Origin of the sequence: Rhizobium sp. 007 (genome assembly GCF_015353075.1) — a bacterium.
GTDB lineage: Bacteria > Pseudomonadota > Alphaproteobacteria > Rhizobiales > Rhizobiaceae > Rhizobium.
Genome location: NZ_CP064188.1, coordinates 476,623 through 501,128, shown reverse-complemented (window position 1 = coordinate 501,128; position 24,506 = coordinate 476,623). Strand labels below are relative to the sequence as shown.

Below are 24,506 nucleotides of genomic sequence, written 5' to 3'. Positions count from 1 at the left end.
TTTCGACAATCTGGAGTGTCTCGTTTGCATGACGCCAGCTGATCTTTCTCAAACGCCTGCAGGATTGGTGACGTCGTGGCCCAGATCCTTGAGGTCTTGATAGCGGTCGCCGATGCGATGATGCGGACGCCCCCCGACGGACGCACCCAGTGCTACGACGATCTCGTCGGCGGCCGGGGCATCGGGAATGGCTGTCTGAATGGTCAGGTAATGCGAACGGCGGCCCTCGTCGTTTTTGTCCATCAGCGGGATCATGATCGGCGCATTGGCCGGGCCACGGGTATTGCAGAAGGCAAGATAAGACTTGGCGCCGACGGCATTGCGGTAGTGATTGCCAAAACGCAGTGTGTGGATCAGCGCTGAAGCGTGTTCGATTTCGCCGTCGAGACCGACGACCGCGGCCTTGCCATAACCTTCGACGGCTTCGCCCGAACCAACGGCTTCGATGATCATGCGGGTCAGCAATTCTCCGAGCACAGGGGCGCCCACATGGATTTCCGGCTTGAGGTCCTCGACAAAGCCTTTGCCTGCCCATGGATTCTTAACCACCGCGAAAGCCGAATACAGTTTCAGCGGCAGCGGCGCGGTTTTTCCGCCTTCGATCAAGGTAGTTTCAACTTGCAACAGCGTCTTGCGAATCTGGATCATGCGACGTCCTCAGCAACATATGGTGTTATGGTATGCCATAATATTAATTCGTCAATAGCCTTGTTCGAACAACGGGCTGCGGCGCCTTCTTCAATCGATTTTGTATTTCGATCAGGTACTTAGAGAATTCTTGCTCGATCCCGACGCCATATGCGGGTTCACAGAGGCGAGCCACTCCGCCTCGTTTAGAGCCGAATTTGCTCCTCGGCGCGTCTGCATCCGATCTCTCGAAAGCCGCTTGTTTCGCAGACTCCACATGATTGACAATGAGAGCTTCGGTCAGGACATGAGGATCCCGCCGAGCAGTCAATTCGAGACGTTCAAGGCCGATCTCGACCCATAGCTGTCGATGAGGTGACAAAGTGGTGCGTAAAGGCTTTGCAACCATCGCCGCACGGTGACGGCTCCGACCGCGCTCATTCTGGCGCGTGTTCGGCAATAGTCCTGATTTTTGGAGTCCTGATTTTTGGCTGAACCTGCAGCGCCGCACCGATTTGTGGGAGGCAATGTACTCTGCGCGTGGGATTGAGCCAATCGAACGCGTCAAACCTCATGCTTCCGCAGCGTGCGTAAGCAGCGGCGCCCGGCAACGACCGCTGTGCTTCACGTCAACGACGAAGATGTCAGGCAGCCGGCGATTGGGAAGAAATCACGGCCTCGGCGATGGCTGCCGCACTTGTTACGTGGTCCATCGCAGCACGATAGGCGCCTTCACCATCGCCCCGCCTGATCGCCTCGATGATCCGCTCCATCTGTGCGGGACCCTCGACGTTGCGGTTATCCGTCTTGATCGTCATCGAGCGGAGATGATTGATCCTGACAGTCAGAAGATTGACAATACCCCAGGCAACGTGGCGATCGACCTTGCTGAAGAGCACCTGGTAAAAGGCCGAGGTACTGGCCAGGACGCCCGGCATGTCTTTTTCGCGGTAGCACTGGCGAATATCGTAGAGCGCCCCCTCGAGCGCTTCAACGATTGTAGAATCGTGACGCTCGGCGCACAGGCGCGCCGCCATGCCCTCTAGCGCTCCGCGTATTTCATAGATTTGTCGCGCTTCATCAGCATCGAGCCGGGCTACGATCGGGCCCTTGTTCGGAAGATTTGCAACAAGGCCTTCCGACTCAAGATGCCGTAGCACCTCGCGAACAATCGTTCGGCTTACGCCAAGCTGGGCGCAGAGATCTCGCTCCACCAGACGATCACCGGGCTTGAAATGACCGCTGTCGATCGCCTCGCGAACCTTGTCCAGCGCCAGTTCGCGCAGGGTTTTCGCGGGCCGTTCCACTTTGATCGTCGAATCTTTCAAACCAACCGCCACTGTCCGCCCCTGTCATGATATGCCATGCTCGCCGGCCTCGCCTAGAGTATAAGCCGGCCACACCATATTATGGCGTACCAAATACTTATCGACAGGGTCGGACGATTGCAACTGGCGGCGCAGTTATTCGCGCACGCTGCATTTTACCCCATGCGCTCGGACGCGTAGCTCCCCGGGCTTGGCGGAAAGACGATGGTGCGGTTGCCGTTGATGAAGGTGCGGCGATGGATATGCGCGTGTATGGCGCGCGCCAGAACCTGCGCCTCGACGTCGCGGCCGAGCGAGACATAGTCTTCAGGGCTCTGGGCATGGGTGACGCGCACCGTGTCCTGTTCGATGATAGGGCCTTCATCGAGGTCTGCGGTGACATAGTGAGCCGTCGCGCCGATCAGCTTTACGCCGCGACCGTAGGCCTGCTTGTACGGATTGGCGCCCTTGAAGCTCGGCAGGAAGGAGTGGTGGATATTGATGATCTTGCCTGACATCTCGATGCACATGCGATCAGAAAGGATCTGCATGTAGCGTGCGAGCACGATGAGTTCGGTGCCGGTTCCTTCCACGAGGTCCATGATCCTGGCTTCCGCCTGCGGCTTGTTCTCCTTGGTCACCGGAATATGGTGGAACGGTATATCATGATTGACCACTACTTTCTGGTAGTCGAAATGGTTGGAGACGACGCCGACGATATCGATCGGCAGTGCGCCAATTTTCCAGCGATAGAGAAGATCGTTGAGGCAATGGCCAAAGCGCGAGACCATCAGCATGACCTTCATGCGCCGCGAGCCATCGTGGACCTCAGCTTCCATCCGAAACTTTGCGGCGATCGGCTTTAGACCTTCGGCAAGCTCCGCAAGACCGAGGCCCTCTTCCGACAGGAAGCTGACGCGCATGAAGAAGAGACCGGTATCGAGGTCGTCAAATTGCGACGAGTCGACGATGTTGCAGCCGGCGTCCGCCAGGTAACCGGACAAGGCGGCCACGATGCCGCGCGTTGATTTGCAGGTGACCGTCAGGATGAATTGCGTCATGGCAGGCTCTCTTGCAGCGATGTCAAAAAGACACCCCGTGCGCAGCGCGGGTGGAAGGCCGCGAAGGGCATCGGGGAAAATATCAGACGTCGAGGGTCGTTTCATGCTCCCAGGCGGTAAACTGCGAGCAATAGGTGTTCCACTCGCCCTGCTTTAGCTTCAGATAGGCCGCCGAGAACTCCGTGCCGAGGGCGGCTTGCAGCTCGGTGTCTTTCTCGTACTCGCGAAGTGCATCCAACAGGTTGAGCGGTAGTTTGGGGGCGTCGGTTACAGTATGTCCGTCGCGGTACATGTCGATATCGTGATGCGGCCCCGGATCGGCGTTGCTGCGAAGGCCAGAAAGTCCCGCCGCGATGATGATTGCCTGCAGCAGATAGGGATTGACCGCACCGTCGGGCAGCCGCAACTCGAAGCGGCCGGGGCCGGGCACGCGCACCATATGGGTGCGGTTGTTGCCGGTCCAAGTCACCGTGTTCGGCGCCCAGGTCGCACCGGAGATCGTCCGCGGCGCGTTGATGCGCTTATAGGAATTGACGGTCGGATTGGTCACCGCGGCCAGCGCCGGGGCATGTTTCATGATGCCTCCGAGGAAGGTCTTGCCCTTGGCGGAAAGACCAAACGGCATTGCTTTGTCGGCAAACGCATTGTTTCTACCCTCGAGGTCCCAGACGGAGATATGGGCATGGCAGCCGTTGCCAGTCAGGCCCTTGAAGGGCTTCGGCATGAATGTGGCGCGAAGACCGTGTTTCTCGGCAACCGACTTCACCATGAACTTGAAGAAGGAATGCTTGTCTGCCGTCTGCAGCGCATCGTCATATTCCCAATTCATCTCGAACTGGCCGTTGGCATCCTCATGATCGTTCTGATAGGGCTTCCAGCCCAGTTTCAGCATGCAGTCGCAGATCTCGGCGATGACGTCGTAGCGGCGCATGACAGCCTGCTGGTCATAGCAGGGCTTTTCGGCATTATCGAACTCGTCGGAAATCTTCGAACCATCTGGCGAGATCAGGAAGAATTCCGGCTCGACACCGGTCTTGACGCGCAGGCCCGCCCTTTCAGCTTCGCCAATCAGTCTCTTGAGGAGAACCCGGGGAGCCTGCTCGACCGGTTGGTCTTCCATGACGCAGTCGGCTGCGACCCAGGCCACATCTTTTTTCCAGGGGAGCTGGATGACCGAGGATGCGTCCGGAATGGCGAAAAGATCGGGATGGGCAGGCGTCAGATCGAGCCAGGTGGCAAAGCCCGCAAAACCGGCGCCGTCTTTTTGCATGTCTGCGATCGCCTCGGCCGGCACCAGCTTGGCGCGCTGGCCTCCAAACAGATCGGTAAAGCTGATCATGAAATATTTGATGCCGTTGTCCGCGGCATATGTCGAGAGATCCAGTGTCATGTCATTCCCCTTTTTGTATTCAGACACTCAACGGAAACGAGCCGCATCCTCCCAAATGCGGCTCGCTGTTTTGATGCGGTTTCACAAACCTCCCTTGCCCGGATACCAGCTCGTCCCAGCGAGCGGGATCTGCGCCATGGCAGCCGCTTCCATGGTCAGCGCGCAAAGATCTTCCGGCTCCAGGTTGTGCAGGTGGTTCTTGCCGCAGGCACGAGCGATGGTCTGGGCTTCGAGCGTCATGACCTTCAGATAGTTGGCGAGGCGGCGGCCCGCGGCGATCGGATCCAGTCGAACCGCCAGTTCCGGATCCTGTGTCGTAATACCAGCCGGGTCCCTGCCTTCGTGCCAGTCATCATACGCGCCGGCTGTGGTACCGAGCTTTCGGTATTCGTCTTCCCATCTCGGGTCGTTGTCGCCCAGTGCAACCAGCGCCGCCGTACCGATGGCAACGGCATCGGCACCGAGTGCCAGAGCCTTTGCGACGTCCGCACCGGAACGGATACCGCCCGATACGATCAGTTGCACCTTGCGATGCATTCCCAGATCCTGCAGGGCCTGGACTGCGGGGCGGATACAGGCCAGAATCGGCATGCCGACATGCTCGATGAAGACGTCCTGCGTGGCCGCAGTGCCGCCCTGCATGCCGTCGAGGACGACGACATCCGCGCCGGCCTTCACCGCCAAAGCCGTATCGTAATAGGGGCGCGCGCCGCCGACCTTCACATAGATGGGCTTTTCCCAGTCGGTGATCTCGCGCAGTTCCATGATCTTGATCTCAAGGTCGTCCGGGCCGGTCCAGTCTGGATGGCGGCACGCCGAACGCTGGTCTATGCCCTTGGGAAGGTTGCGCATGTTGGCGACGCGATCGGAGATCTTCTGGCCAAGCAGCATGCCGCCGCCACCGGGCTTTGCGCCTTGGCCGACAACCACTTCGATGGCATCGGCGCGACGCAGATCCTTGGGATTCATGCCGTAACGCGACGGCAGATACTGGTAGACCAATATCTGTGAATGGCCGCGCTCTTCATCGGTCATCCCGCCGTCTCCGGTGGTGGTGGAGGTCCCGGCAATCGTCGCCCCGCGTCCGAGCGCTTCCTTGGCATTGCCGGACAGGGCGCCGAAGCTCATGCCGGCAATGGTGACCGGCGTCTTCAGGTGAATGGGCTTCTTGGCGAAGCGCGTGCCGAGGACAACCGACGTGTCGCACTTCTCGCGGTAACCTTCGAGCGGATAGCGCGAAATCGACGCGCCGAGAAACAGCAGATCATCGAAATGCGGAACCTTCCGTTTGGTACCTGCGCCACGAATATCGTAGATCCCGGTCGCCGCAGCGCGGCGGATTTCCGCCAGCGTATAATCGTCGAAGGTCGCGGACTTGCGCGGCGGGGTATAGGGGTTGTGATAGCTCATGATGGTCCCTCGCCTTAATATGCGTCGGCGTTGTCGATATTGAAATTGTAGAGATTGCGGGCCGAACCGTAACGCTTGAATTCCTCGGGCCTCACTCCGGTCACGCCCGCCTTTTCGAGGAGTTGGGCCAGCTTCGTCAGATGCTCGGGCCGCAGCTCCTTTTCGATGCAGTCGGCACCCAGGCTCTTGACCGAGCCGCGCACGAAAAGCTTCGCCTCGTAGAGCGAATCGCCCAGCGCATCGCCGGCATCGCCGAGCACCACCAGATGGCCGGATTGTCCCATGAAGGCGGACATGTGGCCGATATTGCCATGAACGACAATGTCGATGCCTTTCATCGAAATGCCGCAGCGCGACGCTGCATTGCCCTTGATGACCAGTAGGCCGCCACGGCCCGTTGCGCCCGCATACTGGGAAGCGTCGCCTTCGATCACGACTGTACCCGACATCATGTTTTCCGCCACGCCCGGGCCCGCCGAACCATGAACGGTAACGGCTCCGCCGTCGTTCATCCCGGCGCAGTAATAGCCGACGGACCCCTTCACATCGACCGTGACAGGCGTATCGATGCCAACGGCAACCGAATGGCTGCCGCGCGGATTGACGACCTCGAAGGAAAGATCGTTCGAACCCTGCTGGATGCTGTGCAGGGCGCTGTTGAGTTCACGCAAAGGGGTGATGGCGAGATCAATGACAGGCATGTTTTCAATAACCCTTGGAGAATGCGCAGGAGGTGCCGCTCAGGCGGCTTTCTGGTGATCCCAGAAATAGACGGTTGCAGGCTCAGGCTCCCAGACGCGCGCCGTTTCGATGCCCGGCAGGTTGACGAGCGCCCGGTATTCGGAACCGAAAGCGACGTACTGGTCCGTTTCGGCCATGACAGCGGGCTTGCAGGCAATCGGATCGCGCACGACGCCGAAGCCGGATTTGGTGCCGACCACGAAAGTGAAGAAGCCGTCGAGGTCGTCGAGCGCACCGGTCAGCGCCTGCCCGAGATCCTTGCCCTTGGCCATTTCGGAGGTGAGGTAGGCAGCTGCAACTTCCGAGTCGTTCTGGGTTTCGAAGGTCATGCCCTCCCGCGCCAGCTCGCGGCGCAGGTTGTTGTGGTTCGACAGCGAACCGTTGTGCACCAGGCATTGATCGGAACCGGTCGAAAACGGGTGTGCACCAAGCGTCGTGACAGCCGATTCCGTCGCCATGCGTGTATGGCCGATGCCGTGCGAGCCGCCCATGGAGCGGACGCTGAAACGGGCAACAACATCCTTCGGCAGGCCGGTTTCCTTGTAAATCTCGACGCTGTCGCCGGAGCCCATGACACGCACATCGGGCCGAAGCGCGGTTAGAAGCTGCCGGATCGCCATAAGTTTGTCCGCAGCGATCGCGATGACGGCATGGGTGCTCTTGATGCTGACGTTCGCCGGTATTCCGGCTTCTGCCAAATCATTTTCAAGGCCGGCGAAATCCGCCTCCGGCTTGGCCGACTGGATCGTCACCTTCGCTTTTCCCTCAGCAGCCGAGCCGTAGATTGCGATTCCGGCAGAGTCCGGACCGCGATCCGTCATGGTGATCAACATTTCCGAGAGCAGCTGCCCCAGCTGGGGCTCGAGGCTCCGGTCTTTGAGAAACAGTCCAACAATGCCGCACATGACCTGGCAACCTCCGTTCGTGTCTGAACGAGTGCTACCAGAGGGTTTGGCGATAATCAACTATGAAGAATAATTTTTTCTTTTAAGGCAATAAACTAGTCGCTGACGGCCTTCTGCTGCGGATAGGAAATGATCGAGAGATAGCGGCAGGGGAGCTTGACGAGTTCCTCCGGCCCATGTGGCGCATCCGCGCCGAAGAACAGGCTGTCGCCGGGTTGCATCCGGTAAAGGGCGTCTGAATGACGGTAGACCACCTCCCCCTCCAGGAGATAGAGAAACTCCATTCCGTCGTGCTGGAAGGTGGGAAAGACGTCTGATTCGACAGTCAGCGTGATCAGATAGGGCTCGACCGTGACGCCGCTGGTATTATTGTCTATATGGCCCAGCAGGCTGTATTGATGTCCGGCGCGCGTGCCGCGACGCTCGATATTCACCCCCTCACCCGCCTTGACGAAGGTTGCACTCCGTGGCTCCTCGAAGCGGCGAAAGAAGGCGGTAATCGGAACGCCGAGCGCCCTGGAGAGCGTTTGCAGTGTCGTCAGCGACGGCGAAATATTGCCGTTTTCGATCTTCGACAGCATACCGAGCGAAATGCCCGTCGCCGCAGACAGGTCGGTGACGGTGATGCCGAGCTTCTTGCGGAAATTGCGGACCTCGTGTCCGATCGCCATCTCGAGATTGTTGACGCGCGGTTCGCGAACCGCGTGCGGATTCTGATCCAGCGCTACGGCGTTTTCGATCTGTGTCTTGGAAGGCATGATGTCTCCGGAGGAAGCAATATTTATCTTCTCAGGAAATCTTTCACGATTCAAAGGAAAAACCCACGCCCTCCAAAAACAGGCCGGACTTACAGAGAAAAACGCGGTCGGGTGGGTGTCGGACATTTCGGAGCCGACAGCTTGGGACTGACCGCAATATGCGCGAACCAGTCTCCTGTTGTCCTACCGCCGCGCATCCGTCGGGTTTTCACCGAACGTCGCTTTGAACGATCTGGAGAAATGGCCGGGACTCGAAAAGCCGGTGGCAAAGGCGATCTCCGAAATCGACAGCGGGCTTTGCTCCAGCAGCCGGCGGCTGTGCCGCAGGCGGATCTGCCGGTAAGTGTCGAGGAAGGTCATGCCGCGATGCTTGAGAAAGAGGCGATCGAGATGGCGCGCGCTGATACCGACAAGGCTTGCCATCTCTGCACGGCTGAGCGGATTTTCGATCGCAGTCTCCATTTTCTCCAGCACGGCGAGAAGCGCCGGGTGATTGGTCCCGAAGCGGTTGGCGGCCGATGCCCGCTGCGGATCGCTCGGCTCGGCGACGGCAGTATGCAGGTACCAATCGCTCACCCGGCGGGCAAAATCGGCGCCCATCCGCTCGGAAATCACGGCGTGCATCATGTCGAGCGGTGCCACCCCTCCGCCACAGGTCACGCGTGCACCATCGATGACGAACCGCGCCTGGCGCGGGGCGAGATGCGGGAATGCCTCTTTCAGAACGGGGGCATGTTCCCAGTGGATCGTAAAATCGGTGTTGTCGAGCAGGCCCGCCGATGCCAGCACGTAGGAGCCGCTCGATATGCCGCCGATCCGCACGCCATTGCGCGCGAACTTCCTCAGCGGCGCATGCAGGGAGGCACTTGCGTACCAGTCTTGCGGATCGCCGCCGGCACAGACATAGATCGTATGACAGGTGCCGCCGGCCTCCGAAAGGCGGTTGCAACTGATCGTCAGGCCGGACGAACTGCGAACCGGAAGACCATCTGCCGATAACGGGATCGCTTCGTAAAGAGCACTTCCGGCAATCAGGTTTGCCGCCCGCAACGGCTCGGTCGCCGAGGCGTAGGACATCAGCGCGAAATTCGGCACGAGGACGAAGCCGATCCGCTGAAGGTTCTTCTGGTCGCCAGCGCTCATGTCCTAAAATTACATCATAATGTCCCAAGGATGCAACTCCGGATCACTTCCCCATGCTATCACCGGCAACAGGTCTTTCTTGGAAAGCGGCATCGATGCGCTACTCGGCACTATCCATCTTCTTAAACGGGCTTTTCGGCAACAGGAACTGGGCGCCCGCCTGGCGGCAGCCCGAGCCTAAGCCGCATTACGACGTGATCATTGTCGGCGGTGGCGGACACGGCCTTGCTACGGCCTACTACCTCGCCAAGGAATTCGGCATCACCAATGTGGCGGTGCTGGAGAAGAACTATGTCGGTTCCGGCAATGTCGGCCGCAATACGACCATCATCCGCTCCAACTACCTGCTGGCGGGCAACAATCCGTTCTACGAGCTTTCCATGAAGCTGTGGGAGGGGCTCGAGCGGGATTTCAACTTCAACGCCATGGTGTCGCAGCGCGGCGTGCTCAATCTCTTCCACTCGGATGGGCAGCGCGACGCCTATACCCGCCGCGGCAACGCCATGCGGCTGCACGGCGTCGATGCCGAGCTTCTCAACCGCGCTTCGGTCGAGAAGATGCTGCCCTTTCTCGATTACGACAATGCCCGTTTCCCGATCCAGGGCGGCCTGCTGCAGAAGCGCGGCGGCACCGTTCGCCATGACGCGGTCGCCTGGGGCTATGCGCGCGGCGCCGATCAGCGCGGCGTTGACATCATCCAAGGCTGCGAGGTGACCGGCATCCGTCTAAGCAACGGGCAGGTCATCGGCGTCGAAACCAGTCGCGGCTTCATTAGCTGCGGCAAGCTGGCGCTCGCAGCAGCCGGCAATTCTTCGCAGGTCGCCCGGATGGCTGGCCTGAAGCTGCCGCTCGAAAGCCATGTGCTTCAAGCCTTCGTCTCGGAAGGCCTGAAGCCTTTCATCGACGGAGTGGTCACCTTCGGCGCCGGACACTTCTACGTCTCGCAATCCGACAAGGGCGGCCTCGTCTTTGGCGGCGACATCGACGGCTACAATTCCTATGCCCAGCGCGGCAATCTGGCGACGGTCGAACATGTGGCGGAAGCCGGAAAGGCGATGATCCCGGCGCTGTCGCGCGTCCGGGTGCTGCGCTCCTGGGGCGGCATCATGGACATGTCGATGGACGGTTCGCCGATCATCGACCGGACCCATGTCGACAATCTCTACCTGAATGCCGGCTGGTGTTACGGCGGTTTCAAGGCGACCCCGGCGTCGGGCTTTTGCTTTGCCCATCTTCTCGCCCGCGGCGTGCCCCAGGAGACGGCGACGGCCTTCCGGCTCGACCGCTTTCAGCGCGGCTATCTCATCGACGAAAAAGGCCAGGGCGCCCAGCCCAACCTTCATTGATTTCGCGGATCGAGGACATTGAAATGGCAAGTCTCGTGCCCTGCCCGCATTGCGGGCGAAGACCCAAAGAGGAATTCACCATCAAAGGCGCTGCCCTTGCGCGACCGACGCCCGATGCCGGTCCTGACGACTGGTTCGACTACGTCTATCTGCGCGACAATCCCCGCGGTGCCTACGAGGAATATTGGCATCACACGTCCGGCTGCCGGCGGTGGCTGGTCGTCGCCCGCGATACGGTGACCCATGAGATCGCCGCATGCCGCGACGCTGCGTCTGGCGAGAAGGAAGGTACAGGCGCATGACATCCTACCGTTTGCCGAAGGGCGGGCTGATCGACCGCTCCAAGTCGCTGTCCTTTACCTTCGACGGCAAGGCGATGCAGGGCCTTGAGGGCGACAGCCTCGCCTCTGCACTGCTTGCCAACGGCCGCCAGTTCGTCGGCCGGAGTTTCAAATATCACCGGCCGCGCGGCATCCTGACTGCAGGCGCAGCCGAGCCGAATGCGCTGATGACCATCGGCCGCGGCGGCCGCACCGAGCCGAACACGCGCGCCACCATGCAGGAACTCTACGCCGGCCTCGAAGCGAGAAGCCAAAACCGCTGGCCGTCGCTCGACGTCGACATTGGCGCGCTGAACAGCCTTCTGTCGCCCTTCCTCGGCGCCGGTTTCTACTACAAGACCTTCATGTGGCCTGTCTCGTTCTGGGAAAAGATCTACGAACCCTTCATCCGCAAGGCCGCCGGACTGGGCAAGGCAACATATGAAACCGATCCGGACGCCTATGATAAGTGCTGGGCACATTGCGACCTGCTCGTCATCGGTGCCGGGCCGGCGGGGCTGGCTGCCGCCATCAGTGCCGGCCGTGCCGGCGCCCGCGTCATTCTCATCGACGAGCACTCGGTTGCCGGCGGCGCGCTTTTGAGCGAGACCGCATCGATCGGCAGCAAGGCGGCTGCCGATTTCGCAGCCGACTGCATCGGCGAACTCGAATCCTTGCCGAATGTCACCCTTCTGACCCGCACCACCGTCTTCGGCTGGTATGACGGCAATGTCTTCGGCGCCGTCGAGCGGGTGCAAAAGCATCTGTCCGAACCGCAGCCCAACGTACCTGTGGAACGTCTCTGGCGCATTGTCGCCAAGCGCAGCGTTCTGGCGACGGGAGCGGAAGAGCGTCCGGTCGTGTTCGGCGGCAACGACATTCCGGGCGTGATGATGGCGAGCGCCATGCGCCACTACCTTAACCGTTATGCTGTTGCCCCCGGCAAGGCGACAGCGATCTTCACCACCAATGACAGCGGCTATGCACTGGCCCGCGATCTCGAAGCGCACGGCATTCAGCTTGCCGCCATCGTCGACAGCCGCGAGGACGGCGGCAGCGGCTACTTTGGCCCGGCGCGCATCATCAGGGGTGCCGTGGTATCGGATGCCAAGGGCGGCAAGGCGTTGAACGCAATCGATATCCGCTCAAAGGGCCGCACGGAACGGCTGAATGTTGATGCCCTGGCCATGGCAGGCGGTTTCAGCCCGATCATCCATCTTGCCTGCCACCGCGGCGGCAAACCGGTCTGGTCGGATGACAATGCAGCCTTCCTCGCACCGGGCAATCTGAACGGGATGGCACTCGCCGGCTCCGTTTGCGCCGTTGGCGGCCTTGCCGCCTGCCTTGCGGACGGCGCGCGGCAGGGCGCGGCCATGGCAGAAGGGCTTGGCTTCAAGGCGGCAGCCGCTGAGTTCGGCGCGGTGGAGAACGATATCCTCGCCCCGCCTGAAAAGGCGGTCTGGTCCATAACCGGCGTCAAGGGCAAGGCCTTCGTCGATTTCCAGAATGACGTGCATCGCAAGGATCTCTGCCTTGCCGTCAGCGAGGGCTATGGCCATGTTGAGCTTGCCAAGCGCTACACAACCAATGGCATGGCGACGGATCAGGGCAAGCTTTCCAATATCAATGCCATCGGGCTTCTGGCTGAAGCGCGCGGCGTCTCGCCGGCAGACGTCGGCACGACGACTTTCCGGCCATTCTATACGCCTGTCTCCTTCGGGGCGCTGACAGGCGCCTATCACGGACATCATTTCCAGCCGGTGCGCAAATCGCCGCTGCACGGCTGGGCGGAAAAGAACGGCGCCGTCTTCGTCGAGACCGGTCTGTGGTATCGCTCCTCCTGGTTCGCGCGAAAGGGCGAACATACATGGCGCGAAAGCGTCGACCGAGAAGTGCTGAACGTGCGGCGGAATGCGGGGCTGTGCGACGTCTCAATGCTCGGCAAGATCGAGATCTGCGGCAAAGACGCGGCACAATTTCTGAACCGGATCTATTCCAATGGCTTCCTGAACTTACCGGTCGGCAAGGCCCGCTATGGCCTGATGCTGCGCGAGGACGGCATGATCTACGACGACGGCACGACGAGCCGCCTTGAAGAAGACCGCTTCTTCATGACGACGACGACGGCCTATGCCGCAGGCGTCATGAACCACCTGGAGTTCTGCGCGCAGGCGCTGTGGCCGGATCTCGACGTTCGCCTCGCATCGGTCACCGACCAGTGGGCGCAGATGGCGATCGCCGGGCCAAAAGCCCGCTCTATTCTCCAGAAGATCGTCGACGACGACATCGCCGACATTGCCTTCCCCTTTCTCGCAGCGAAAGATATCTCACTTTTCAACGGCACGCTTCACGGCCGCCTCTTCCGGATTTCCTTCTCGGGCGAACTTGCCTATGAGCTTGCGGTGCCGGCCGGTTACGGCGAAAGCGTTGCCGATGCCCTGATGGACGCCGGGAAAGACGATGGCATCATGCCCTATGGCGTCGAAGCGCTCGGCGTCATGCGCATCGAAAAAGGCCATGTCACCCACAACGAGATCAACGGCACCGTCGTTCCGGCCGATCTCGGTTTTGCAAAAATGGTTTCGTCGATAAAGGTCGATTTCATCGGCAAGGCCATGGTGGGGCGCGACGGCCTTGCGGCCGGCGACCGGCCGCGCCTGGTTGGTATTGTGCCGCTCGATCCCAACCAATCCTTCCGCACGGGTTCCCACATCCTCACCAAGGATGGGGCTGCAACGCTCGAAAACGACCAGGGCTACGTCACTTCAAGCGCGTTTTCACCCCATGTCGGATCGACCATCGGTCTTGCCCTCGTCAAGCGCGGATCCGAGCGGCACGGCGAAGAGGTGGTGGTTTGGAACGGCCTGCGCAACGAATTCACCCCCGCGCGCCTGTGCAATCCGGTTTTCTTCGATCCGCAGAACGAGAGGCTCCATGTCTGATTTCCGCCCGACCCTTCGCCCGGCGCTCGGCGCCAAACCGGTGATCTCTTCTACTGCCGTCAGCCTCTCTCCGCTTCCCGAAGGCGTCATCATTCATGTGCTGGCCCAGCCCGGCGAACGCGATATCGCGTCCTTCCTCGACGGCCTCGCCAAAGGGGCCGCCCTCGCCGTCCGTTCTGTTTCGCCCGGACAGTGGTTCATCGTTGGCGAAGAACCGATGGCATATCAGGATATGAAGGATCTGTTCGACGGGCTCGGACCGCGCGCAACCGGCGTCGACCAGAGCCATGGACGCGTGCGCATCCGGATCAGCGGCAAGTTGGCCAGGCGCGTCCTTTCGAAAGGCACGGCGGTCGATCTTGCGCCCGGCTCATTCCCCGTCGGACAATCCGCAACGACGTTGGTCGGCCATATCGCGGCCCATATCACCTGTGTCGATGCCGACACATTCGAGATTATCGTCCTGCGAGGATTTGCCGAAAGCCTGTGGGACGACCTCGCGCGCATGAGCGCAGAGTTTGGCTGAGCGCAGGTTTGTCAGGAATACCAAAGGAAGGCATGGCGTACCAGCATCATGCAAACTCCGTTTGAGGCTTCGCCATGGCGGCCGGCAATCAACATCGTCGGCTCAGTCACCCCCTCCACATCCACCTCCACTACATCCGCAGTCACCGTCCCCGGAAGATGATCCTCCGCTTCCGCCTCCACCACACCCGCTTGCGTTTTGCCTGTCCCTTCGAGGCCGGCGGACGGGAAGCAACATCGTGAGAGCAAAGTAGCCGGCGATGCCGGCGAGCACGGGCGCCACCGAAGAAAAGCTTCCTTCAAAACTCCATCCCGCAAACAGCACCAGAATGGCAAGGCAGCCAATGATACCGAGATGGTTCCTGGTGACGCTCAGGGATCGCCACCAACTGCTGCGGCGAGATCGCCGGGCGTCTTTGGGCATGCTGACGCCGGGTTGATCGAGGCTGTAAGTTTCAAGGCGGTTCCAGAGATTGGGATCGCTCGTTCTGCTCATGCTGCCCTCATCAGCCATGGTTCGACGACAGAATTATAGCACATCCGTGGATGCACCTGGGTCGGAAGCTGTCGAGGTCTGGCTCCTATCGTATGCGGCAAGGCTCGTTGTCAGATGAACATGCCGGGGCCACACGTCACGCCCTCCTGGAGCTGTCGCTCGACAGGTTCCCAGGCGTTCGGACCTTAGTCCAAGTTGACGGCATTTCAATCGCGGCTAAATTGCCTTGGGCGGAAATGACCGGGGGCGGTTTAAGTGCTGGGGGTATCATTCAAGGAAAGTGACCTGCGCTTGATGTCGGGCGCGGTCCAAGCATGGTACAGACACTTTGGCTTGGCACCAGAGCCGAGATGCTCTGCCTTGCTGTGCAGTTCGGTGATTGATCTCTTCAACCAGGGTCATGGTTCCGTCGAAGATCTGACAGCCCTCTTAATCGCTCTTTACGATGGACCGAAATCCATGGAGCGCTCCACGACATCTACCAAAGCTCACTAGCACTTGCTGGCGACCGCCGGTTCGCTCGCGGACAGATCGAAGAGCTTTCGGACCGAGCCAGACGATGTCGTCGCCGTTCCGTCCGAAAGCATGCCCGTTCTCCTGACGCAGGACGAAATCGAATTATTCGTGACGGCTTTACGGCAAACGGCAGGGTGTAACGCCTGCGGTCCAATGAGCGATGATGCTGCCATTTTAACGGCTCACTGGAAAGGATGGAACTTTTCATCCTCCTCAATGTTTGCTGCAGTGGATGACGTGGCGCGTTCTCCTCCCTTACGCGAGTCGCGTGATCTAAGTGCTACGGGAGATGGTCCCTCCCTCTCCAGGCACACCCAACTGGACAAGGGCTCGTCTTCCTCCACGACTTGAGGCGAGCCCTTGCCGCATTGCGGTTCTGCCAAATGATCACGAGCTCCGAACCGTTACGCTACGCGCTAGATCCGGATCTCCCTCTTACCCGGCCATGGAAACCTACCTTGCATCAGCGAGGTTGGTGCCTGGTCGACGACATTTCGCGAATATGTCGAGTGCGGGATCATAAACCTTTGTCGACACGTCCATGAGACCGAGAACACTGTGAAACAAGTTGTCATGGGAGTTGGGGAGCGCTGCATTCCGATCCAGGCATCCCATGTCAAACCCACCCGAGCGCTGCAGGTCATCCGCGATCCAAACGAGGAATGGGACATGGGTTTGCTGCGACGGCGCGAACACATATGGCGCGCCATGCAAATAAAGGCCGTGCTCGCCAAGCGATTCGCCGTGATCTGAAAGGTAGATGACCGATCCGGCAATCGTGGAGGAGCGCGCCTTCAGTCTATCGATCACCTGCGACACGATGTGATCGGTATAGAGGATCGTATTATCATAGGCGTTCTTGATTTCCTGCGCTGAGCAAGCGCCGAAGTCATTTGCCCGGCAATCTGGTAAAAAGTGCCTGAAATCGTTTGGATATCTCGAGAAATAGGCCGGGCCGTGGCTTCCTAGCTGATGCAGGATCAAAACACTATCGCCCTTGACGGTGCTAAGCCACGAATCCATGCGATCGAGAAGAATGGCGTCCAGGCATTCGCCGTCCTTGCAAAACCTGGGGTCGGCAGAACTCGGGAGGAATTGGTAAACGACGCGGTCGGTCACGTGATAACTGCCGGTATCATTGTCAAACCACGACACTGATACGTTTGCATGGGTTAGGACATCGAGCACGTTCTCTGTCTCAAGGCCCTTGCGATGTGTGTAGGCGCGGCGTGGATAGACCGAAAACATGCAGGGTATCGAGACGGCCGTGGACGTGCCGCAGCTCGTCGTGTTTGGAAAGTAGACGACGCCGCGCTCGCGGAGCTCCGGGTTCGTATCCCTGCCATATCCGCCTAGCGAAAAATCGTCTGCCCGAGCGGTTTCTCCTGCAACGATGACCGTCACTCGCGGCTTTGGCCTCAACCCGGTGCGATGTGCGTCCACTCCCAGTGGGTGCGCGGTAACCTCGGCATTCTGGGTCGCGTCTATTATGAACCGAACGGCGCTCGATATCGGAAAGAAGGGATTGAGTGGATCGAGGATGTCCCGGTGCGCCCGGCCGACCCCGGCAAAGGTTCGATAGTCGCAGGCCGCCGCCAGAGCTAAGATCCCGATGCATCCGACGATTATTGCGCTGTTGTGCGCCAGTTTCGCCAAGAATGGCCGATGCGCGACCCTTACCCAGACAACGACCAGCGATGGTAGGATTCCGGTCATAAGGAGATGGGTGGCGAAGCGCAAGGTTAAGAGGTGCCCCGCTTCAGCACCCGTTGAGACGGCGGCGTTTCGGATCATCTCGCGATCAACGACCACACCGAACTGATCGGTGAACCAGGACGCCGCAGACGCGGTTAGGATAAAGAAGATCAAAAATATCCTGGTTACATATTTCGCAGAAAAGGCCGTGATTATGGCCATGCTCATCGCCGAGATGCCGACGGCAAAAAGAATGAAGGCAAAGTGATCCTTTGCCAAATAACCGAACGCCTTGGTCCAGAATGTCCAGTTCGTGACAAGAAGCAGATACAGGGTCGTGACAGCGCAAATTGTCACGCTTCCGACCGTGGGCCGATAGCAATGCAAGACTTTGTTCATCCTAATGCATCCAACGCGCTCGATGTCCCGGCGCGGCGCAAAAGATTGGAACTTCCGGGCTAAGGATTTCAGGCATGGGCGCTCCAGAGTGGGTAGCGCCTAGGTGGCTGAAGAACCTGACAGAGACCTGAACGGACGTCAGGCGACGGCATTGCCGACGCCGGTCTCCTCCTCAGCGCCCGCCGCGTGCGACGCTTCAACGACGTGTTCGATCCGTTGAGCGATGCACTGGCGCATATCCGCCGTAGCGCGCATCATCGCCAGCAACATTCGAAAGCCCTGGATGAGATTGGAAATCAACCCCGGTCCCGGTTCGAGCTTCAGCATCCTGCCTGGTATCATCGCGCGAACTATCTGGCCAAAGATCGACTGCGCAGTCAGATATCAAAATTCGTCGGCAGCACAACGACATCGCGAATTGTGACATTTCGCGGCCTGGTCAGCATGAAGATGATGGCATCGGCCACCTCCGACGGTTCGATGAGGCTTCCGGATTCCTTCGCCTTTTGGAGATTTTCTTCTGGCCAGTCGGCAAGCAGCGCGCTGATCACCGGTCCGGGCGAAACCGAGCCCACGCGGATGCCCTTCTTGTTGACCTGGCGCCGCACGGTCTGAACGAAGCAGGTCATGGCCCATTTCGAAGCCGAATAGACGGGCTCCCATGGAACGGGATAATGCCCCGCCACTGAACTTGTGACGATAATGTCTCCCGAGCCGCGCGCGATCATGTGCGGCAGAACATCATGGACGTTCTTCATGACTGCGTTGACGTTGAGGTTGAGCATTCGGTCAATAACGGCGGTGTCGGCCTCGATCAGGTCACCCCCGATGTAGGTGCCTGCATTGGCGTGAAAAATATCGAGCTGGCCGGTCAGTTTCTCGATAGACGGCATCAGGCTCGCGCAACTGGCGGGATCGAGAAGATCGATCACCAGGGGGATTACGACATTACCGAGCTCGTCGCAAACTGCGTCCAGAGCCTTCTGGTCGCGATCGACGAGCACCACGCGCGCGCCCTCCGCGACCATCGCCCTCGTGCTCGCCAGTCCGATGCCGGAGGCCGCACCCGTAACTGCCGCCACCATACCTTCCAATTGCTTGACCATGCTCGTCTCCTTCTGCGTCAGATCACATTCTGCAAATCCAGCGGCCACCTCACTCAATGGCTTCCCCACTGGCTTGCCGTTTCGAGGCATTGCTTCCACTCAACGACACCGTCAGTCGTGCCCGCGCTCCGCAGCGAACAGGCGGCCGCCGCATGGCCGAGCCAAAGACAGTCCTTGATTGCCCAGTCTTCGTGCAGGCCGTACATGAAGCCTGCCGCGAAGGCATCGCCCGCACCGTTCGGTCCGACAATCGCATTGCGAGGTATCTTGACGGAGGGCACGAAGATCTTCTCTCCTGACCGCGTGACGGTGATCGCGCCTTCGGGAAAGTGGACGGTGATAAGCCGCATCGCGCCCTGCTTGAGAATGACGGCCGAGGCCGCCGCGCACGCATCAACGTCAGTCCTGCCGTCCCGAGTGGTTTCCATCTCTGCAAGCGCCCCGATCTCTTTGTCGTTGACAATGAGCGTATCGAGATGCGGTAGGCAGGGCAGGATCAGGCCGCGCAGGCGTTCCGGCGTGACCGTGCAAAGTTCGAGATTGGTCTCAAGACGAGCGGCGCGAGCGGCTTTGAGCACTGTCACCCAGCCGTTGGCATTGTCGCCCCAGGGCGCATCCATCGTGGGATGTATGCCGGGAAGTCCGAGATGCAAGAAGCGCGCGGTGGTTCCAGAAAAATCGAAATGATCCGGCGAAAGCAGCGCCGAAACGCCGATCTCGGAAATATGTGTGCGCAGTCCACTTGCCTGCGAGATGAAGGCCTCGGTCGTATGGGTGCTCGCCTGGTCGCTGACATGCATCTGCCGACGGTCGAGACCAGCTCGCTCGGCTTCGGCGATGAGCTTTCGGCCGGCCTCGTCGTTGCCCACCAATCCAATGGTTTCGACCGGGATTGCCGGGTCGAGCCTCTTGATGTCGATGGCAAGATTGCAGGCCGGGCCGCCGCCGCGTTCCTCGAGCCCCCAGGCGATACCGACGCTGTCTTCCCTTGGCCATGCGTCTATCCTGCGATTTCGGTCGAGGCACCAGGTCCCGCCGGCGATGAAACCGCGCCTGCTCGTTCCGGCCATGCTCTCCTCCCTTGGCGGTGTCAATTCATCAAAACCTTTTCGGTGATGACCGTGTCGTCGGAGAGTGTCCGCATCGGCTGCTGACCGCCTGCCTGCAGTGCGCCGTGATAGGCCCTGACCGCCTCCTCTGGTCTGAGATCACCATCTGCTACGGCACGCATGAATTTCACCATGGCGAGCGGGTCTTCGGCGAGATTGATCTTGCGACCGAAAAGCGCCACGCGGGCGCCGTATTTCTCCGCCTGGTGAATGAGTTCGAACGTGTCGCGCGCAGTACCCGCCCCGCCGCCTAGCACGCCGACGATCAGGCTCGGGTCGTAGGACGTGAGCTCCTCCAGCGCCTTCGGGCCATTGAACGGAATCTTCAGGAATTGCGGCCGCTGCGCACGTGTCAGCCCGGCCAGCGCCCGGCATATGCAATCATTTACGAAATGTGGTTGGAGGTCAGGCGAAATACCGGTGTCGACGTTCGGATTGAAGACTTCCAGGAAATAGTTGAAGCCGTGGTCGTGCGCGTCCTCTACGAAATCCAGGAAGGCGAGCAGCGAATTGTAGTCCGCGTCGAGATCGTTGTTGAAGGTGATCGAATAGAGGCCGAGATCTGTATGGCGCCGGTTGACCGACAGAGAAGCAGTGCGATAGGGCCGTGACGGCTGAGAGGCATAGGTCGCGCCGCGTCCCACCCAGATATCCGTCGCATCATTGGCGCGAATGGCGGGTTTTACATTGCTGCCTGCGTAAGCGCCGCTTTCCGTCAGCAATTCGAGATTGGAGGCGGAGGTCAGCATGATATCGACGATGTCCTGGGTGATCACGGCCTTGATCTGGTCGAGGAATTCCGCCCGCGTCCGGTAGCGCGTGTAGGAGCAGTCCTTCTCGAGCTTCGGGCCGCAGGATGGAATGCTCGGCCCCATGTCGCCATCCTTCGCGTCCGCGATGATGAAATCCGTTCGCTTGTAGTTGCCGGCCCTGATCTTGGCGATTTTTGCGTCAAAGCGTGTCATGCGCTGATCCTTGAAAATCTGAGGCCGCCAGACCGGCGGCGGGAAGGTTCACAATTTGAGGCATCTGCCTCGCAAAACCGTCAGGCGATCATGTAACCACCATCCACAGGCATCGACAGGCCGTTGACCATTGCTGCCTCGTCAGAGAGCAGGAAAAGAATGACCTCGGCAATGTCTTCGGGTTCGGCGAAACGGCCGACCGGAATGCGATTGAGCATGCCGGCTGCCTTTTTTGGATCGCTCCAGGCCTTGATAGCCATGGGGGTGAGCGTCACGGTGGGATGCACGCCGTTGACGCGGATGCCCTTCGGCGCAAGTTCCTTAGCCATTACCCGGGTCAGCCCGTCGAGAGCGGACTTGGAAGCGCAATAGGCCGCGTGATCGGGAATACCGACAAAGGCGGCGACGCTCGATACGTTGACGATTGCGCCTTTCCGGCTGTTCTTCACCATGTCGCGGGCGTATTCCTGGGAAATGATCATCGGTGCCCTCGTATTGACGGCATAGAGCAGATCGAAGTTCTCGACCTTGAGATCGAGAAAGGACTCAAGCTCGGTCGTGCCCGCACAATTAATCAGAAAATCGGCCGGAAGGGCCTCAAGGGCTGCAGCGCGCGTCGCGTCCGGATCGGCAAGATCGACCGCGATTGGGATACATCCGATTTCATTCTTCAGTTCCTCAAGATCGGCCGCCGAGCGCGATAGCGCGGTCACCTTGGCCCCACGCTGGGCCAGCATGACGGCAGTCGCCCGGCCGATGCCCTTGCCGGCGCCGGTCACCACCACATGCCTGTTTGAAAAATCCATCGCCAATACCTCCTACCAGCAAGTGAAGCCGCCGTCAGCCTTGACGGTCGCGCCAGTGATCAGGCTCGATGCGTCGCAGGCGAGAAAATGCACCACCGACGCAATCTCATGGGGCTGGCCCATGCGGCCCATCGGCGTGTCACGGATCCAGATGTCCATCATCTTCTTGTCGACCACAGTCTTCGTCATTTCGGTTTCGATATAGGTTGGTGCGACGGCGTTGACGCGAACGCCACGGTCGGCCCATTCCACGGCGAGTGAGGCGGTCAGATGGTGGACGGCGGCCTTTGAAGCGTTGTAATAAGTCTGCAGCTGTGGACGGTTGACGATATAGCCGGACATCGAACCGATATTGACGATTGCACCACGGCCGGCCTTCAGCATGTAGCGGCCGAAGGCGCGATTGCACCAGAAGACGCCGTTGTAGTTCACATCGTTGACATTGAGCCAGAGTTCGTCCGGCGTATCCTCTGCGGCCGTACCGGTCCGGGCAATGCCTGCGTTGGCGACCAGCGCGTCGATGCGACCGTGCTTTGCGAAGATATCCGCAGCGGCTTTGTCGACGGCTGCGGAATGAGTGACATCGAGGACCAGCGCATCGGCTTCGACACTCTTGCCAGCCAAGGCCTGCCGGCCCGATTCGGCGAGCGCTTCGTCGCGATCGATGATGACGATTCGGGCGCCTGCCTCGGCAAGCGCTTCGGCGCAGGCAAGGCCAATACCGCGTCCGCCGCCGGTCACCACAGCGGTTTGGCCATCCATCCGGAATTTCTCGAAGAACATGTCTTGCTCCAGTGGCTATGCAGAATTAGAGACGCCGGCCGCTCTTGGCATCAAACAGATGCACCCGGGCCGGGTCGATCCGCAGCGAGATAGCCGCGCCCGGCAGCGCGGCGATGCGGTCGCGAACGGCCGCCATGATGGCATCGCCGCCGAGATGTGCAAAGATCTGTGTTTCCGAGCCGGTGGGTTCGAGAACCGAGATCGTCGCCGGCATTCCGTCGGGCCGCACATCGATATGTTCTGGACGGATGCCGTAGATGACAGGCTCGCCGTGGCTCGGCGTGCCCTCTGGCACCGGCAACACGGTGCCCTTGTTGCTGACAAAGGCCAGCCGCCCGCTTTCCATCGACAATCTGCCGGGAACGAAATTCATCGACGGCGAGCCGATGAAACCTGCCACGAAGACATTGGCCGGGCGATCATAGAGATCGAGCGGCGCGCCGATCTGCTCCACCCGTCCGTCGCGCATCACGACGATCTTGTCGGCCATGGTCATGGCCTCGATCTGGTCATGCGTCACATAGATGGTGGTCGTCTTCAGCCGTTGGTGAAGTTCCTTGATCTCGACGCGCATGGTCACGCGCAGCTTGGCGTCGAGATTGGAAAGCGGCTCGTCGAACAGGAAGACCTGGGGATCACGGACGATCGCGCGTCCCATGGCGACGCGCTGGCGCTGGCCGCCCGAGAGCTGCTTCGGGTAGCGATCAAGCAGTTTGCCGAGATCGAGAATTTCGGCCGCCCTGCGGACCTTCGCTTCGATCTCGCTCCTCGGCGCGCCCTTGAGCTTGAGAGGAAAGCCCATATTGTCTGCCACGGTCTTGTGCGGATAGAGCGCGTAGTTCTGAAACACCATGGCGATGTCACGGTCCTTGGGAAGGACGTCGTTGACGACCCTGCCGCCGATGGCGACCGTGCCGCCGGAGATCGTTTCAAGCCCTGCGATCATCCGCAGCAGGGTGGACTTGCCGCAGCCCGACGGCCCGACCAGCACGACGAATTCGCCATCGGCAATGTCTATGCCGACACCGTGGATGACCGGCAGCGCACCATAATTCTTTGTAACGTTCTTGACGGTGACGTGAGCCATATGAGTTCCTCTATTGCGGCAGTGCGATCTGCATCTTGACTTCGCCCTTGGCAGCGGAAGCCGCGATCTCGAAAGCCCGAACGCTTTCGTCGAAATCGAACGTACGGGTGATGAGCGGTTTCACGTCGATCGCCCCCGATGACAGCATGGCCACGCAGCGCGGAAAGACATGGGCATAGCGGAAGACATGCTCCACGCGCGCCTCGCGCACCATGGCCTTGCCGACATCGTAGTGGATCGGATGGACCTGCGAACCGATGAAGACCACACGACCGCCGGGTGCCAGCGGGTCGAATACGCCCTCGGCACCTCCGGGATGGCCCGAGCACTCGAAAACGATCTCCACGCCCCAGCCGCCGGTGGCGGCAAGGATTTCCCTGGCCAGTTCCTGCCGCGCAACGTTGACCGGTGAGATTGGACCGAGCTTGGCGGCAAGCTCCAGCTTGGCGTCATCGATGTCGCTCACGAACACCCGCGCGCAGCCGGCCGCGACAGCCGACAGCGCTGTCACCAGGCCGATCGGACCAGCGCCGATCACCAAGGCTATGTCGCCCGGCCTGACCTGCGCCTTGGTGGCCGCATGCACACCCACTGCCAGCGGTTCGACCATGGCGGCTTCGGCGAAGGAAACGTTGTCGGGCAGCTTGTAGGAGAAATCGGCCGGATGGACGACCGTCGGCCTGAGTACGCCATGGATGGGCGGCGTCGCCCAGAAGCGGACTGCCGGATCAATATTGTAGAGGCCAAGGCGCGTCGCGCGGCTATTGGGATCGGGAATGCCCGGCTCCATGCAGACCCGATCGCCCACCTTGAGCGACGTGACCTCGGCACCGGTCTCGATCACGGTGCCGGACGCCTCGTGGCCGAGGATCATCGGTGCTTTCACCTGGAATACGCCGGTGCCGCCATGTGTATAGTAATGCACGTCGGAGCCGCAGATGCCCACGGTGTGGAGCTTGATGCGCACGTCGCGTGGGCCGAGCACCTCGTCACGCTCGATCGGGAAATCGCGCAGCGACAGCTTCATCTTCTCTTCCAGTACCAGCGCTTTCATTGTCTCTGTCCTATT

General features: G+C 60.2%; 22 protein-coding genes and 1 pseudogene. 5 read left to right on the top strand and 18 right to left on the bottom strand.

Annotated elements, in window-relative coordinates; genetic code table 11:
- Positions 1-48: 48 nt before the first annotated feature.
- Entirely contained in the window at positions 49-648 is a 600-nt protein-coding gene (locus ISN39_RS23440; protein ID WP_194730650.1) for an amino acid synthesis family protein, read from the bottom strand.
- Positions 649-1,024: 376 nt separating this feature from the next.
- Between ISN39_RS23440 and ISN39_RS36670 the strand changes: the two are divergent.
- Positions 1,025-1,214, top strand: a pseudogene (locus ISN39_RS36670) (addiction module antidote protein, HigA family); the annotation flags it as partial.
- Between the two features lie 57 nt (positions 1,215-1,271).
- Here ISN39_RS36670 and ISN39_RS23435 read toward each other — a convergent pair.
- The 8 genes from ISN39_RS23435 to ISN39_RS23400 all read right to left on the bottom strand — a co-directional run bounded on the left by ISN39_RS23435 (position 1,272) and on the right by ISN39_RS23400 (position 9,342).
- A complete protein-coding gene (locus ISN39_RS23435) occupies positions 1,272-1,967 on the bottom strand; it encodes a GntR family transcriptional regulator (RefSeq protein ID WP_194730649.1) in 696 nt (231 codons plus the stop codon).
- A gap of 143 nt (positions 1,968-2,110) precedes the next feature.
- Positions 2,111-2,995, bottom strand: a complete 885-nt coding sequence (purU, locus tag ISN39_RS23430; RefSeq protein WP_074072547.1) for a formyltetrahydrofolate deformylase — start codon at positions 2,993-2,995, stop codon at positions 2,111-2,113.
- An 82-nt stretch (positions 2,996-3,077) separates the two neighbouring features.
- Complete coding sequence (glnT, locus tag ISN39_RS23425) at positions 3,078-4,385, bottom strand: type III glutamate--ammonia ligase (RefSeq protein ID WP_194730648.1); 1,308 nt, start codon at positions 4,383-4,385, stop codon at positions 3,078-3,080.
- An 81-nt stretch (positions 4,386-4,466) separates the two neighbouring features.
- The gene (locus ISN39_RS23420; RefSeq protein WP_194730647.1) at positions 4,467-5,795 is read right to left on the bottom strand and encodes an FMN-binding glutamate synthase family protein; all 1,329 of its coding nucleotides are present in this window, start codon (positions 5,793-5,795) and stop codon (positions 4,467-4,469) included.
- A 14-nt stretch (positions 5,796-5,809) separates the two neighbouring features.
- A complete protein-coding gene (locus ISN39_RS23415; RefSeq protein ID WP_194730646.1) occupies positions 5,810-6,496 on the bottom strand; it encodes a GXGXG domain-containing protein in 687 nt (228 codons plus the stop codon).
- Positions 6,497-6,535: 39 nt separating this feature from the next.
- Complete coding sequence (locus ISN39_RS23410) at positions 6,536-7,441, bottom strand: glutamine amidotransferase family protein (RefSeq protein ID WP_194730645.1); 906 nt, start codon at positions 7,439-7,441, stop codon at positions 6,536-6,538.
- A gap of 95 nt (positions 7,442-7,536) precedes the next feature.
- A complete protein-coding gene (locus ISN39_RS23405; RefSeq protein ID WP_194730644.1) occupies positions 7,537-8,199 on the bottom strand; it encodes an XRE family transcriptional regulator in 663 nt (220 codons plus the stop codon).
- A gap of 183 nt (positions 8,200-8,382) precedes the next feature.
- Positions 8,383-9,342, bottom strand: a complete 960-nt coding sequence (locus tag ISN39_RS23400) for a GlxA family transcriptional regulator (RefSeq protein WP_194730643.1) — start codon at positions 9,340-9,342, stop codon at positions 8,383-8,385.
- A gap of 95 nt (positions 9,343-9,437) precedes the next feature.
- Here ISN39_RS23400 and ISN39_RS23395 point away from each other — a divergent pair, with 95 nt between their 5' ends.
- From ISN39_RS23395 to ISN39_RS23380, 4 genes are read left to right on the top strand one after another with little or no spacing between them, the layout of a single operon-like run.
- Positions 9,438-10,688 (top strand): sarcosine oxidase subunit beta family protein, encoded by a 1,251-nt coding sequence (locus ISN39_RS23395; protein ID WP_074072555.1) that lies wholly within the window; start codon positions 9,438-9,440, stop codon positions 10,686-10,688.
- A 23-nt stretch (positions 10,689-10,711) separates the two neighbouring features.
- The gene (locus ISN39_RS23390) at positions 10,712-10,990 is read left to right on the top strand and encodes a sarcosine oxidase subunit delta (RefSeq protein WP_194730642.1); all 279 of its coding nucleotides are present in this window, start codon (positions 10,712-10,714) and stop codon (positions 10,988-10,990) included.
- On the top strand, positions 10,987-13,950 hold the full coding sequence (locus tag ISN39_RS23385; RefSeq protein ID WP_194730641.1) for a sarcosine oxidase subunit alpha: 2,964 nt from the start codon (positions 10,987-10,989) through the stop codon (positions 13,948-13,950). The genes ISN39_RS23390 and ISN39_RS23385 overlap by 4 nt, the downstream gene beginning before the upstream one ends.
- Positions 13,943-14,476, top strand: a complete 534-nt coding sequence (locus ISN39_RS23380; RefSeq protein WP_074072559.1) for a sarcosine oxidase subunit gamma — start codon at positions 13,943-13,945, stop codon at positions 14,474-14,476. Before ISN39_RS23385 ends, ISN39_RS23380 begins: the two co-directional genes overlap by 8 nt.
- A gap of 1,464 nt (positions 14,477-15,940) precedes the next feature.
- Here the strand turns inward: ISN39_RS23380 and ISN39_RS23375 are convergent.
- The 9 genes from ISN39_RS23375 to ISN39_RS23335 all read right to left on the bottom strand — a co-directional run bounded on the left by ISN39_RS23375 (position 15,941) and on the right by ISN39_RS23335 (position 24,491).
- Positions 15,941-17,581, bottom strand: coding sequence for a phosphoethanolamine--lipid A transferase (locus tag ISN39_RS23375; protein WP_194730640.1), 1,641 nt, complete (start codon positions 17,579-17,581; stop codon positions 15,941-15,943).
- A 138-nt stretch (positions 17,582-17,719) separates the two neighbouring features.
- Positions 17,720-17,908 (bottom strand): hypothetical protein, encoded by a 189-nt coding sequence (locus tag ISN39_RS23370; RefSeq protein WP_194730639.1) that lies wholly within the window; start codon positions 17,906-17,908, stop codon positions 17,720-17,722.
- A 50-nt stretch (positions 17,909-17,958) separates the two neighbouring features.
- Entirely contained in the window at positions 17,959-18,687 is a 729-nt protein-coding gene (locus ISN39_RS23365; protein ID WP_194730638.1) for an SDR family oxidoreductase, read from the bottom strand.
- Between the two features lie 53 nt (positions 18,688-18,740).
- The gene (locus ISN39_RS23360; protein ID WP_194730637.1) at positions 18,741-19,757 is read right to left on the bottom strand and encodes a carbohydrate kinase family protein; all 1,017 of its coding nucleotides are present in this window, start codon (positions 19,755-19,757) and stop codon (positions 18,741-18,743) included.
- Between the two features lie 20 nt (positions 19,758-19,777).
- A complete protein-coding gene (locus ISN39_RS23355) occupies positions 19,778-20,761 on the bottom strand; it encodes a hypothetical protein (protein ID WP_194730636.1) in 984 nt (327 codons plus the stop codon).
- Positions 20,762-20,841: 80 nt separating this feature from the next.
- On the bottom strand, positions 20,842-21,567 hold the full coding sequence (locus ISN39_RS23350; RefSeq protein ID WP_194730635.1) for an SDR family oxidoreductase: 726 nt from the start codon (positions 21,565-21,567) through the stop codon (positions 20,842-20,844).
- Positions 21,568-21,579: 12 nt separating this feature from the next.
- Positions 21,580-22,350, bottom strand: coding sequence for a glucose 1-dehydrogenase (locus tag ISN39_RS23345; protein WP_074072568.1), 771 nt, complete (start codon positions 22,348-22,350; stop codon positions 21,580-21,582).
- Between the two features lie 25 nt (positions 22,351-22,375).
- Positions 22,376-23,437, bottom strand: a complete 1,062-nt coding sequence (gene ugpC / locus ISN39_RS23340; RefSeq protein ID WP_194730634.1) for a sn-glycerol-3-phosphate ABC transporter ATP-binding protein UgpC — start codon at positions 23,435-23,437, stop codon at positions 22,376-22,378.
- Positions 23,438-23,447: 10 nt separating this feature from the next.
- On the bottom strand, positions 23,448-24,491 hold the full coding sequence (locus ISN39_RS23335; RefSeq protein WP_092585804.1) for an NAD(P)-dependent alcohol dehydrogenase: 1,044 nt from the start codon (positions 24,489-24,491) through the stop codon (positions 23,448-23,450).
- Positions 24,492-24,506: the final 15 nt, after the last annotated feature.

Excerpts from the sequence above, each read along its gene's own strand:
- ISN39_RS23440 (WP_194730650.1), bottom strand. The coding sequence starts at position 648 with ATGATCCAGATTCGCAAGACGCTGTTGCAAGTTGAAACTACCTTGATC.
- purU (WP_074072547.1), bottom strand. The coding sequence starts at position 2,995 with ATGACGCAATTCATCCTGACGGTCACCTGCAAATCAACGCGCGGCATC.
- glnT (WP_194730648.1), bottom strand. The coding sequence starts at position 4,385 with ATGACACTGGATCTCTCGACATATGCCGCGGACAACGGCATCAAATAT.
- ISN39_RS23420 (WP_194730647.1), bottom strand. The coding sequence starts at position 5,795 with ATGAGCTATCACAACCCCTATACCCCGCCGCGCAAGTCCGCGACCTTC.
- ISN39_RS23415 (WP_194730646.1), bottom strand. The coding sequence starts at position 6,496 with ATGCCTGTCATTGATCTCGCCATCACCCCTTTGCGTGAACTCAACAGC.
- ISN39_RS23410 (WP_194730645.1), bottom strand. The coding sequence starts at position 7,441 with ATGTGCGGCATTGTTGGACTGTTTCTCAAAGACCGGAGCCTCGAGCCC.
- ISN39_RS23405 (WP_194730644.1), bottom strand. The coding sequence starts at position 8,199 with ATGCCTTCCAAGACACAGATCGAAAACGCCGTAGCGCTGGATCAGAAT.
- ISN39_RS23400 (WP_194730643.1), bottom strand. The coding sequence starts at position 9,342 with ATGAGCGCTGGCGACCAGAAGAACCTTCAGCGGATCGGCTTCGTCCTC.
- ISN39_RS23395 (WP_074072555.1), top strand. The coding sequence starts at position 9,438 with ATGCGCTACTCGGCACTATCCATCTTCTTAAACGGGCTTTTCGGCAAC.
- ISN39_RS23390 (WP_194730642.1), top strand. The coding sequence starts at position 10,712 with ATGGCAAGTCTCGTGCCCTGCCCGCATTGCGGGCGAAGACCCAAAGAG.
- ISN39_RS23385 (WP_194730641.1), top strand. The coding sequence starts at position 10,987 with ATGACATCCTACCGTTTGCCGAAGGGCGGGCTGATCGACCGCTCCAAG.
- ISN39_RS23380 (WP_074072559.1), top strand. The coding sequence starts at position 13,943 with ATGTCTGATTTCCGCCCGACCCTTCGCCCGGCGCTCGGCGCCAAACCG.
- ISN39_RS23375 (WP_194730640.1), bottom strand. The coding sequence starts at position 17,581 with ATGAACAAAGTCTTGCATTGCTATCGGCCCACGGTCGGAAGCGTGACA.
- ISN39_RS23370 (WP_194730639.1), bottom strand. The coding sequence starts at position 17,908 with ATGCTGAAGCTCGAACCGGGACCGGGGTTGATTTCCAATCTCATCCAG.
- ISN39_RS23365 (WP_194730638.1), bottom strand. The coding sequence starts at position 18,687 with ATGGTCAAGCAATTGGAAGGTATGGTGGCGGCAGTTACGGGTGCGGCC.
- ISN39_RS23360 (WP_194730637.1), bottom strand. The coding sequence starts at position 19,757 with ATGGCCGGAACGAGCAGGCGCGGTTTCATCGCCGGCGGGACCTGGTGC.
- ISN39_RS23355 (WP_194730636.1), bottom strand. The coding sequence starts at position 20,761 with ATGACACGCTTTGACGCAAAAATCGCCAAGATCAGGGCCGGCAACTAC.
- ISN39_RS23350 (WP_194730635.1), bottom strand. The coding sequence starts at position 21,567 with ATGGATTTTTCAAACAGGCATGTGGTGGTGACCGGCGCCGGCAAGGGC.
- ISN39_RS23345 (WP_074072568.1), bottom strand. The coding sequence starts at position 22,350 with ATGTTCTTCGAGAAATTCCGGATGGATGGCCAAACCGCTGTGGTGACC.
- ugpC (WP_194730634.1), bottom strand. The coding sequence starts at position 23,437 with ATGGCTCACGTCACCGTCAAGAACGTTACAAAGAATTATGGTGCGCTG.
- ISN39_RS23335 (WP_092585804.1), bottom strand. The coding sequence starts at position 24,491 with ATGAAAGCGCTGGTACTGGAAGAGAAGATGAAGCTGTCGCTGCGCGAT.